At 66.6% G+C, this 12,150-nt stretch carries 5 protein-coding genes and 1 tRNA gene; 5 read left to right on the top strand and 1 reads right to left on the bottom strand.

Annotated features, from left to right (window positions below; translation table 11 throughout):
* Positions 1-13: 13 nt before the first annotated feature.
* The 5 genes from rsmB (at position 14) to G3W89_RS25170 (ending at position 5,180) form a co-directional block, all read left to right on the top strand.
* Positions 14-1,387 carry a 16S rRNA (cytosine(967)-C(5))-methyltransferase RsmB gene (gene rsmB / locus G3W89_RS25190; RefSeq protein WP_162576709.1) on the top strand — a complete coding sequence of 458 codons (1,374 nt, stop codon included), beginning with the start codon at positions 14-16 and terminating at the stop codon, positions 1,385-1,387.
* Positions 1,365-2,000, top strand: coding sequence for a DUF4390 domain-containing protein (locus G3W89_RS25185; protein WP_443083184.1), 636 nt, complete (start codon positions 1,365-1,367; stop codon positions 1,998-2,000). The genes rsmB and G3W89_RS25185 overlap by 23 nt, the downstream gene beginning before the upstream one ends.
* Positions 1,997-4,324, top strand: coding sequence for a sensor histidine kinase (locus G3W89_RS25180; protein ID WP_162576707.1), 2,328 nt, complete (start codon positions 1,997-1,999; stop codon positions 4,322-4,324). Before G3W89_RS25185 ends, G3W89_RS25180 begins: the two co-directional genes overlap by 4 nt.
* A 65-nt stretch (positions 4,325-4,389) precedes the next feature.
* A complete protein-coding gene (locus G3W89_RS25175; RefSeq protein WP_162576706.1) occupies positions 4,390-5,088 on the top strand; it encodes a response regulator in 699 nt (232 codons plus the stop codon).
* 16 nt (positions 5,089-5,104) lie between these two features.
* A tRNA-Phe gene (locus tag G3W89_RS25170) sits at positions 5,105-5,180 on the top strand.
* A gap of 351 nt (positions 5,181-5,531) precedes the next feature.
* On the opposite strand, the gene G3W89_RS25165 is transcribed toward G3W89_RS25170, so the two are convergent.
* Positions 5,532-11,861 (bottom strand): non-ribosomal peptide synthetase, encoded by a 6,330-nt coding sequence (locus G3W89_RS25165; RefSeq protein WP_162576705.1) that lies wholly within the window; start codon positions 11,859-11,861, stop codon positions 5,532-5,534.
* Positions 11,862-12,150 lie beyond the last annotated feature (289 nt).

The following is a 12,150-nucleotide window of genomic DNA, read 5'->3' as shown; positions in this document are numbered from 1 at the left end:
CATCGATTTCAACTTGGCAGACTCTTCAGATCCTCTTCACGCGGCACAGCCCTTTGCGCCCCCGCTCTGGCGACAGCTGCAGCTCACCGCCGTTGCGCTTGCCGCGATCCGCGGCGGCGTTTCCGGCACCGTCGCCTTCGAAGGCGTTCCACCGGCGCTGCGGCCCGGAGTGCAGGCGCTCGGCTTTCAGGTATTGCGCTGGCTTGGGCGGGCCGAGGCCCTGCGCCGGCAATTGGCCAAGCGCACGCCGCCGCCGGCCGCAGACGCACTGCTTTGCACCGCTCTTGCCCTGGCATGGGACGCCACGCAGGCGCCCTACGAGCCCTTCACCCTGGTCGATCAGACGGTCGAGGCGGCCAAGCGCAATCCCGGCACGCGCGCACAGGCCAGCTTCGTCAACGCATGCCTGCGTCGCTTCCTGCGGGAACGAGAAGAACTGGTGGCCGCCACCGACCGCGAGCCGGTCGCTCAGTGGAATCATCCGCGCTGGTGGATCGAGCGCCTCAGGCGCGATCACCCGCACGACTGGCAACACATCCTGGCCGCAGACAACACGCAGGCGCCATTGACGCTGCGGGTCAACACCCGATCCGGAGACCGGCCTTCTTACCAAGCTGCGCTGGCGCTCGCGGGCCTCCAGGCGGTCCCTGTCGCCGCGACCGGACTGCAGCTGCTACGGGCCCGCCCGGTGCAGGATCTGCCGGGCTTTGCCGACGGCCATTGCTCTGTGCAGGACGCCGCGGCACAGCTTGCCGCGCCGCTCCTGCTCGATGGCCTGCTCGGCACTGTGCAGGGGGGCAGACCGCTGCGGGTGCTCGACGCTTGTGCAGCGCCTGGCGGAAAGACCGCCCACCTGCTCGAAGTGGCCGGGCCCGGCGCCATTGAGCTCACCGCGCTCGAGATCGATGCCAAGCGCAGCCGGCGCATTGGCGAGACCCTCGCCCGGCTCGGTCTGAGCGCCAACGTCGTCGTGGCCGATGCCGGCCGGCCGAGGGACTGGTGGGACGGAGAGGCCTTCGATGCCATCCTGCTCGACGCACCCTGCACCGCCTCGGGCATCGTGCGCCGGCATCCCGACGTGCGCTGGCTGCGCCGCGAGAGCGACACCGAACGCCTGGCGCTGCTGCAGGCCATGCTGCTGGCGGCCCTCTGGCCCCTGTTGCGCGAAGGCGGACGCCTGCTCTACTGCACCTGTTCGGTCTTCAAGGAAGAGGGCGTGCACCAGATCGATGCGTTCCTTGCGCACAACACCGACGCCCGTTTGCTGCCTTCCCCGGGTCATTTGCTGCCGCAAAGCGGGGAGATTGCCCGTGGCGTCCCGGACAATGCCTTGGGTGATCACGACGGTTTTTTCTACGCATTGCTTGGAAAACAGGCGCCCCGCTGAACGTCGGCGCAGGGGATGGCTGACGGCCCTCCTGGCGCTGGCTTGCTTTCTGGCCTGCTGGTCGGTGCCCGCGCCAGCCCAGTCCGGCAAGACCGCTACGGTGAGTCAGCTGAAGCTCGAAGAGGCAGACGATGGCGTCTACCTCAACGCCCAGGTTCAGTTCGAACTACCGAATCTGGTCGAGGAAGTGCTCGAGAAGGGCATCGCCATCTACTTTGTCGCCGAGGCCGAGCTCTATCGCGAGCGCTGGTACTGGACCGATCAGAAGGTAGCCCAGGCAGTGCGTCATATGCGGCTTGCCTACCAGCCGCTCACCCGGCGCTGGCGGCTCAATGTCTCGCCGGTACCGATCACCAATTCGGGCTTCGGCGTATCCCTGAACCAGAATTTCGACACCTTGGCGGAAGCGCTCGACGGCGTGCGCCGCGTGGCGCGGCTGCGGCTCGGCGACGTTTCCGAGATCGGCGACGAAGGCGCCCACCCCGTGAGCTTTCGCTTCCGCCTCGACACCTCGCAACTGCCGCGGCCTTTCCAGATCGGCGTGGTCGGCCAGGCCGACTGGAACATCTCTGTCGAGCGCAGCGCGCGCTTGCCCCTGGAGAAGGCAAAGTGAGCAACGACTCTCCGGCTGGTGTCCGCAGGTCGTCGGCAGCAAGCCGCGCCCGCGCCACAAAGTGGGCCATCGGCGTCAGCGCTTTCCTGGTCACGGCCATCGGGTTGGTGTTGATGTTCCTGCTCGCGCAGTCCACCAACAACCGGCAGCTCTACGAGCGCAACTACGCGCGCCTCTTCGGCATCAACGTGGTCGTGGCGGTAGTGCTGGTGCTGGTCATCGGCTGGGTCGCCTTCCGCCTGCTGCGGCGGCTGCGCCAGGGCAAATTCGGCAGCCGCCTGCTGATCAAGCTCGCCGCCATCTTCGCGCTGGTGGGCGTGGTGCCCGGCGTGCTGGTCTACGTCGTTTCCTACCAATTCGTTGCGCGCTCGATCGAGAGCTGGTTCGATGTCAAGGTCGAGGGCGCGCTCGACGCCGGCCTGAACCTGGGCCGCGCGACCCTCGATTCACTGTCCGATGACCTCGTGAGCAAGGTGCGCAGCGCCAGCACCCAGCTCGCCGACGTGCCCGATGCCAGCGCCGGGCTGGTGCTCGAGCGCATCCGCGACCAGTTGGGTGCCACCGACGTGGTGCTCTGGACCGCTTCCGGACAGCTGATCGCCGGCGCGGGGGCCTCGCGCTTCCAGCTCAATCCTGAGCGACCCTCGCCGCAGCAGTTGCGCCAGGTGCGTGCCGATCGCGCCATCGCCCACATCGAAGGGCTGGACGAGAGCCCTGGGCCCGGCGTGACGCAGCCGCCGCCCGCCAGCGTACGTGCGCTCGCGCTGGTGCAGCGGCCCGGTTTCGACTTCAGCACCGAGCCGCGCTTCCTGCAGGTCGTCCAGCCGCTGCCGCCCGCGGTGGTGGCCAATGCGCTCGCGGTACAGGAGGCAAATCGCGAGTACCAGGAGCGGGCGCTGGCGCGTGAAGGATTGCGCCGCATGTACATCGGCACTCTGACCTTGACGCTCTTCCTCGCGGTGTTCGGAGCGGTGCTGCTCGCGGTGCTGTTCGGTACCCAGCTCGCGCGTCCGCTGCTCGTGCTGGCCGACGGCGTTCGGCAGGTGGCCGGCGGCGACCTGCGACCCACCGCGGTGGTCCAGGGCCGCGACGAGCTCGGCGGGCTCACCCGCTCCTTCGCCGTCATGACCCAGCAGTTGGCCGACGCGCGCGCGGCGGTCGAGAAGACCCTGGGCGAGCTTGATGCGGCGCGGGCCAACCTGCAGACCATTCTCGACAACCTGACCTCGGGCGTGATGGTGCTGGACGAGAACGGCGTCGTGCTGTCCACCAATCCGGGCGCCACGCGCGTGCTGCGGGCGCCGCTCGCGGCCTTCGAGGGTCAGCGGCTGGTCGATGTGCCCGGCCTGGCCGAGTTCGGGCAGGCGGTGCAGCAGCAGTTCGACGACTTCGAAGTCGAGCGCCTGCAGCACGGCCTCGACCACTGGCAACATGCCTTCGAGCTGCACACCAGTGGCGAGGGTGTGTCGCAGGACGCAGTCAACATCGTTGCGCGCGGCGCGCAGTTGCCGGGAGAGGCGCGGCTGCTGGTGTTCGACGACATCTCCGAGATCGTGTCGGCCCAGCGGGCCCAGGCGTGGGGCGAGGTGGCGCGCCGCTTGGCGCACGAAATCAAGAACCCGCTCACGCCGATCCAGCTGTCGGCCGAGCGCCTTGAAATGAAGCTCAGTGGCAAGGTCGCGCCGACGGAGCAGGCGATCCTGGTCAAGTCGGTCCGGACCATCGTGGACCAGGTCGACGCGATGAAGCGCCTCGTCAACGAGTTCCGCGACTATGCGCGCCTGCCGGCGGCGGACCTGAAGCCGGTCGACCTCAACGCGCTGGTTGCCGACGTGCTCCAGCTCTACGCTGCCGAGAACACGCCCATCGCATTGCGCAGCGAGCTCGACGAGCGCTGTCCGCCAATCCGGGCCGATGCGCAGCAGATCCGGCAGATCATTCACAACTTGTTGCAAAACGCCCAGGACGCCGCGGAGGCTGCGGCCCATGGGAGCGGGCGTCCGGGCGAAGTCGTCATTCGTACACGGCTCGCCGACTCGGGCCAGCGCGTGCGGCTCACGGTGCAAGACAGCGGGCCAGGCTTCGCCGAGAACATCCTCAAGCGAGCCTTCGAGCCCTACGTCACGACCAAGACCAAAGGCACCGGCCTTGGCCTTGCCGTGGTCAAGAAAATTGCCGACGAGCACGGTGCGCGCATCGAACTTTCCAACCGCGTCGTGGAAGGCGCTGTGGCTGGCGCGCAAGTCTCGTTATCATTCGTATTGGCTGGCGAAGCGCAGGGAGCGCTCGCTCACGCCAAGGATCCGACGTCGCCCGTTGCCTGAGCGCTTGCTTGCGCGGCGGGGCGGGTCAGCAAGAAAACCCATACGGACGCACAACACAAGCATTCATGGCAAACATCCTCGTGGTCGACGACGAGCTGGGCATTCGAGACCTGCTCTTCGAAATTCTGAACGACGAAGGACACAACGTCGAGCTCGCGGAGAACGCGGCTGAAGCCCGTGCCGCCCGGCAGCGCGCGCGCCCCGATCTCGTTCTGCTCGACATCTGGATGCCCGACACCGACGGCGTCACGTTGCTCAAGGAATGGTCGACCGCGGGTCTCCTGAGCATGCCGGTCATCATGATGAGTGGCCACGCCACCATCGACACCGCCGTGGACGCCACACGCATCGGCGCGTTTGCTTTTCTCGAAAAGCCCATCACCCTGCAGAAGCTGCTGAAGGCGGTCGAACAAGGATTGGCACGCGAGAACGCGCGTCGCGCGGCGGCGAGCGTGGTGCCGACCACCGCGAACAACCTTCCGACCGTGGTCACCACGATGGGCGAGAACTCGCTGGTGCCGGCGGCCCCGCAGATCTCTCCGGTCGATACCGGACCCCAGGCCATGCAGAGCTTCGATCTCGACCGGCCGCTGCGCGATGCACGCGATGGCTTCGAGAAGGCTTACTTCGAATTCCATCTCGCGATGGAGAACGGATCGATGACCCGCGTGGCCGAGAAGACAGGGCTCGAACGCACCCATCTTTATCGCAAGTTGAAGCAGCTCGGTGTCGATCTCTCGAGAGGGCGGCGAGGCACTGTATAATCGCTGGCTGCACACAGGCCCGGTAGCTCAGTTGGTAGAGCAGCGGATTGAAAATCCGCGTGTCGGTGGTTCGATTCCGCCCCAGGCCACCAGTCATCACTTTGCAGTCGTCCATAGACGTCCGCCAAAGTTAAAAGCCCTAAGTAGTCAAGAACTTAGGGCTTTTTCATTCCAAGCTCGTCCGCAGTTCTCCGTCCCTTTCCGGCCATTCGCGGGGCAACTTTGGGGGCAACTGCTAGATTCGGACCGAGGCCATCAAGCGGCTTCAACCTGGCCCAAAGTCTCGCATCCTCAACAACTCACCGAGACGTTCTGGGTCGGTGATCGCAGGAAAGTGCTTCACCATCGGTGCAGTAGCGCACGCCACTGGTGAAAGCGCCTGCGCTCGCTGGAGCGCCTGGCGGTGATGGATGGATCGGTCGGCACGATCGAGCTCAGACCTGTCACGACCTGCTTGCGCTGCTCCTGTTCGCCACCTGACGCAAGGTCTCGAAGACAAGCCTGCGCGGCGCGACCTGCATGGCGAGCCTCTGCTTGATGGCGCTCACTGCGCGCATCGCCAGCAGCGAGTGGCCCCCGAGCTCGAAGAAGTTGTCGGTCGCCTCGACATCCTCCACGCCGAGAAGTTCGGACCAGATCTCGGCAATGACCTTCTCCTCCTCGGTGACCGGCAGCTGGCGGGTGCGGGTGGTGCGTGATGCTTCGACGTCAGGGGCAGGCAGCGCGTTGCGGTCCAGCTTGCCGTTGGGCAGCAGGGGCATGGCCTTCAGAACCACCAGATGCTGCGGCACCATGTACTCGGGAAGACAGGACTGCAGGTGCTCGCGCAACGCCGGCACGTAGAGCTCCGGCGATTGCGGGACCACGTAGGCGACCAGGCGGACGTCGTCTTCGCGCTCGGCGCGCGTGACGACGGCGCACCGGGCCACGGCGGGGTGGTCCAACAAGGTCGATTCGATTTCGCCGAGCTCGATGCGGAACCCTCGCACCTTCACTTGATGGTCGAGGCGGCCCAGATGCTCGAGCAGGCCATCGTGGCGCCAGCGGCACAGGTCGCCGGTCCGGTACATCCGTGCGTCGGCTTCGTCGCGCCAGCGGTCGACGACAAAGCGCTCGGCCGTCAGCGCCTCGCGCGCGTGGTAGCCCAGCGCCACGCCCAGTCCGCCGATGCAGAGTTCGCCGGGCACCCCGATCGGGCTGGGCAGTCCTCGCTCATCGAGCACCCAGACGGACGTGTTGCCGATAGGCCGTCCGATGGAGATGCCCTGCCGCGGCGAATGCACCCTCCAGGTGGTGGACCAGACGGTGGTTTCAGTAGGCCCATACATGTTCCAGAGTTCGGAGCAGTTCTCCAGAAGCTGCTCGGCGAGGGGAACCTGCAGAGGCTCGCCGCCGATGAGGGCGCGAAAGCCCGGGCGTCCCGTCCATCCGGTGTCGAGCAGCGCACGCCAGGCGGAGGGGGTTGCCTGCATCAGGGTGGCATCGTGGCGCTCGAGCATCGCGCGCAGTTGCCTCGGGTCGGCCACGTGGTCGCTGTCGGCCACGATGACCTGCGCGCCCACGGCGAGCGGCAGCAAGAGCTCGAGCACCGCGATGTCGAAGGACAGCGTCGTGATCGCCACCAGTCGATCCGTTTCGTCCAGCCCGGGCTCGCGCGCCATGGCGACCAGGAAATTGACCACTGCGCGGTGCGGCACCGCCACCGCTTTCGGCCTGCCTGTCGACCCAGACGTGTAGATGAAATAGGCGGGATCGAGCGGCTGCGCATCGCGCTTCGGATCCGGACGCAACGCCGGTGGTGGCGCCGTCTCTGCCTCCTTCAGGAGCACCACCGGGTCCAGCAAGGGCACCCCTGTTTCCCGGAAGTGCGCCGCCGAGTCTGGCCCTGCGAGGATCGCCGATAGCCCCGCATCTCCGGCCATGTAGCTCAACCGGTCGATTGGAAAATTGGGATCCAGCGGCACATAAGCCGCGCCTGCGGTCAGCACCGCAAGTTGTGCCGTCAGCATGCCGGCGTCGCGCGCCAGGCTCAGGCCGATGCGGTGGCCGCGCCCGAAGCCGTGTGCGCGCAGTGCCGACGCGAGCAGCGCCACGGCAGCATTCAGCTCGCCGTAGGTGGTGCGCTTGCCCTGCGAATCGATGACCGCGACCCGGTCGCGCAGCGCGTGCTCCCCGCAGCGCAGATGCTGATGGATGAGCTGTCGAGGCGGAAGGGCTTGCTGCGTCGCATTCCAGTGATCGCGCAACAGCGCCAGCTGGGAGGGCGCGAGGAGCTGGTAGTCCGAGATCGGCAGGTGCTCATTGCCGAGCACCTGCTCGACCAGCGACAAATAGTTCTCGAGCATGCGTTCTGCCGACGTGGCGGCAAACAGGTCGGTCGAATACTCCAGGTGGATGCGGTGGCCGAATTCCGTATCGACGTGGATCGACAGGTCGAACTGTGCCGCGGTGCGCTCGAGATCGAATTCCTGGTAGCTGAAGTCGACGGCGGGCAGTTGGCCGAGCGGTGCATTGAGCACATTGAAGAGCGTGCGTACCAGGCCTTCGGGATGGCTGCGGCGATCCTGCCCCAGCGCTTCCACGATCTCGTCGAAGGGCGCGTCCTGGTGGGCATAGGCTTGCAGGGCGGTCGTTCGCACCCGTTGCAGCAGCTCGGAAAAATCCGGATTGCCGGACAGATCTGTGCGCATCACCAGCGTGTTGACCAGCGTGCCGACCAGTTGCTCCGTGACCAGGTGGTGGCGATTGGCGATGGGCGTGCCCACGGCGATGTCATGGGTGCCGCAATGGCGCGCCAGCATGAGCTTGAAGGCGGAGAGGAGCACCACGAAGGGCGTGACTGCGTGCTGGCCGCAGAAGCGGCGCAAGCTCAAGAGCAGCGCAGGCGGCAGCGCGACCGACACCTTGGACCCGTGAAAACTGGGAAGCGGCGGGCGCACGTGGTCGGTCGGCAGGTTGAGCGGCTGCAGCCCGCTCAAGCGCTCGACCCAGAATTCGATCTGGTGGTGGCGCTGCGCAGCCGCTGCCGGCGAGCGCTGCCATGCGGCGTAGTCCGCATATTCGATTGCGAGCGGCGGCAACTCCGCGGCTCCGCCCGTCGAGAGCGATGCATACGTCGCGAGAAGATCGCGCATCAGGATCGCGATCGACCAGTTGTCGGTGATCGCGTGGTGCATCACCCACAGGAACACATGGTCGCTGTCGTCGAGGATGACCAGCGTTGCGTGGTGCAGGGGCGCCTGGGTGAGATCGAAGGGCCTGGACGCCCGCTCGCCAAGGATCGAACGCGCTTCCTCGAGCCTGCCGGCGGCAGGGCGCGCGCGCAGGTCGATCTGCTCGACGTTCACGGACAGGGATGGCGAGATGTGCTGGACTGGCTCTTCCTGCATCGCAAAGCGGGTACGCAAGCCTTCATGGCGCTGGACGATCCGGTCGAAGGCAGCCTGCAGCAGGCGAGGATCGAACGCACCGCGCAGCCGCAGCGAGACCGGCACGTTGTAGGCGACCGACGCGGGGTCGAACTGCTGGATCACCCACATGCGCCGCTGCGACAGAGACACCGGAAGGGCGCGGCCGCGGGCGATGCGTGGGATGGGAACCGCCTCGGTCGATGCGGTGCGGGGCAGTGCCTCGTCCAGCCACGCGGCGAGCGCGGCAATGGTGACGTGCTCGAACAGGAGCGCCAGGGACAGCTCGACGCCGAGCTGCTGGCGGATGCGGGACGCGACCTGCATCGTCAGCAGCGAATGCCCCCCGAGGTCGAAGAAACTGTCCTCGACGCCGAAGGCCGTGGTGTGGAGCACACCGCGCCAGATCTCCCAGAGAGCCTCTTCCGTACGGTTGCGCGGCAGCACCCTGTCGCTGCCTTCTGGTCTGAGCGGTGGCGGGCGCAAGGCCCGGCGATCCACCTTGCCGTTCACCGTCAGCGGGAACGCATCCAGCACCACGAGTTCGCTGGGAACCATGTACTCCGGCAGGACGCTGCGCAGGAAGCGCTTGAGCGCGCCAGCGGTGCCGGGCTCGGGCACGCCCGGCGTCAAGGTCAGGTAGGCCACGAGCCGCTTGTGTCCGGGATCGTCCTCGCGCAGGAGCACGGCGACGTCGGCGACCGACGGGTGCTGCCCCAGCTGCGCCTCGATTTCGCCGAGTTCGATGCGAAAGCCGCGCAGCTTGACCTGGTCGTCGCAACGGCTGACGAAGTCGATGCACCCGTCGCTGCGCCAGCGACCGATATCGCCTGTCTTGTAGAGGCGCGCTCCGTGATGCGGGCTGAAGGGATCGTCGACGAACACGGCTTCGCTGAGCGCGGGCTGCCCCAGGTAGCCGCACGCCATGCCGGCGCCCCCGATGAAAATTTCTCCCTTCACGCCGATCGGCACGGGTTGGCCGAAAGCGTCGAGGATGCGAAGGACGGTGTTGTCGATGGGGCGGCCGATCGATGGCAGCAGGGGCCAGCTGTCCGGTGGCCCATGCAGGTCGAGCGCCGTCGCCACCGGGTATTCGGTCGGGCCATATTGGTTTTGCAGCTTGCAGGTGCCAAGGCGCTTGAACAAGGCCCGGATTTCCGTGCCGATGCGCAGCTGCTCGGCCCCGGTGATCACTTGCCGCAACGCGGGAAGGGCATCGGTCGAGGCTGCCGCTTCCTCCGCCAGGTGCTGCAGCGAAATAAAGGGAAGGATCAAGCGCTCGACGCGTTGGTCGCGCAGCACCCGGAGCAACGCAGACATGTCGCGTCGAACGCCCTCATGGATCAGTACCAGCGCACCGCCGCCGCACAAGGTGGTGAAGATCTCCTGGAAGGCGACGTCGAATCCGAGCGCCACGTACTGCAGGGTGCGTGGCGCAAGCGCGCCTTGGCGCCGGCGGGACTGCCATTGGATGAGGTTGACCAAGGCCGCGTGCGGCACCGCGACGCCCTTGGGCGTGCCCGTCGAGCCCGAGGTGTAGATGACATAGGCCGCATGATCGGGGCGAACGTCGACCGTGAAAGGCCCAGCAGCCGATTGGGTTGCAGTCCCTGGCTCGGCGTCCAGTACGACCTGCGGTGCATCCCGCTTGGGCAACGCGGCCTGCAGCCGCTTCTGGGTCAGCACGACCTGCGGCGCTGCATCGTCGAGCATGCGGGCAATGCGCTCCGGCGGATCGGCAGGATCCAGCGGCACGTAGGCGCCGCCGCACTTCAACACCGCGATCATCGCCACGATCATGTCGGCGCCGCGCCCGATGAAGAGGGCTGCGCGCTGCCCAGGCCCGAGCCCACCTGCGTGCAGCCGGCGCGCGAGGCGGTCGGCCTGGGCATCGAGCTCGGCGTAGCGCCAGCTCTTGTGATCGGCAACGAGCGCCACGGCATCCGGGGTGCGGGCAGCCTGCGCCTCGAAGAGGGTGTGGACCAACGTGTCGGCGGCGGGCGTGGTGCGCGTGGCGTTGAATCCTTCCAGCAGCAGCGATCGCTCGTCGTCAGCCAGCATGGGGAGTTCGGCAACGCGCTGCGTGCCGTCGCTCGCCATGCCCTCGAGCAGGCGCATCAAATAGCCGACCCAGCGCTCGATGGTCGTGTGGTCGAACAAGGCGGTGGCGTAGGCGATCCGACCCACCATGCTGTCTGGTGTTTCGCGCAGGAGCACCATCAGGTCGGAAGCCACGCTGTGCGGCGGGACCACCACCAATTGCAAGGTGGCGCCGGGCAGTTGGATCGGCTCGGTGTCGTAGTTCTGGATGGCCATCAGCACCTGGAAGATGGGGCTGTGGCTCGGATTGCGCGCGGGCCGCACCAGTTCGACGACCTGTTCGAATGGAACGTCCTGCCGCAGGTAAGCGGACTGGCCGACACTGCGGACCCGGTCCAGCAGCACATCGGCAGTCGGGTTGTCGCTCAGGTCCGTTCGCAGCGCGAGCGTGTTGACGAAAAAGCCCATGGCTTGCCGGTACGCCGGCCGCCGGCGATTCGCGACGGCGGTGCCGATCACCACGTCCTGCTGACCGCTCAGGCGCGAGAAAAGCACGTTGAGCCCGGCTTGCAGCGCCATGGTCAAGGTGGCGTCGCGCTGCTTTGCCCACTCGCGAAGGGCGGTGACAAGCCGCGTGGGAAACACGATCTCGACACGGTCGCCGGAATGGTCCTGCACCGGCGGCCGCGGGCGATCGGTGGGGAGCTCCAGCAACTCCGGAGAGTCTTCGAGCTGGTGCTGCCAATACGCGAGACGCGTTCTGCGCATGGGTGACGAGGCGCGCTCCTGCTCTTCTGCCACGTGGTCTGCGTACTGGGCAGGCAAGGCCGGCAGCGGGTCCGGCAGGCCCTGCACGAACGCGGTATAGAACGCGGCGACATCGTTCATGAGCACGGCCGTCGACCAGCCGTCGGTCACCATGTGGTGCAGGCTGAGCACGAGGGTATGACGCTGCGGTCCGAGCCGAAGCAGCCGTCCGCGGATCAGGGGGCCCGTCTCCAGGTCGAACGGTGCCGTGCATGCCTCCTGGATCTGGCGCTCGCGTTCGGCGTCCAGGTCCGCCGCAGCCAAGTGCTGCAGGTCTCTTCTTTCGAGCAGGAAGGGGCCCGGCGGCGCAATGCGCTGCATCGGCTCGCCATCGATCTCGGCGAAGGTGGCGCGGAGCACCTCATGGCGCGTCACCAGCGCCTCGAGGGCACGCCTCAGGGCACCTTCGTCGAGATGGCCATCGAATTCGAGCGCGCCCGAGAGGTGATAGGCATCGCGAACATCGGCCTTGATCCGATCCAGAAACCACAACCGCCGCTGCGCAGTTGAAAGCGACATACGCCGTTGGGGCGTCTCTCCACCGATATCCATCAAAGCACCAGGAAAATAAGGTCTCGCGTCGCTCCAACGCCGAGAGGGGCAGTCATGAGAGAACTTTATGGCTATTCAGCTTGTCCTCGAGCAGCCATCATCTTAAATGTCGCGAAAGATGTGCAGGAAGCCACACCGAACGGCAGCAGTCGCGCAGCACGGACGTGTGGCAACGCTGTGAAGCGCTTGCCTCATTAATGATCCGTGGAAATCCAGGTTCGGCTGGCGGAAGAAACCCTAGGTCTGCCTGTGTCGA

This window comes from Variovorax sp. PBL-H6 (assembly GCF_901827155.1).
Classification (GTDB): domain Bacteria; phylum Pseudomonadota; class Gammaproteobacteria; order Burkholderiales; family Burkholderiaceae_C; genus Variovorax.
This window is presented reverse-complemented; position numbering and strand designations above follow the sequence as displayed.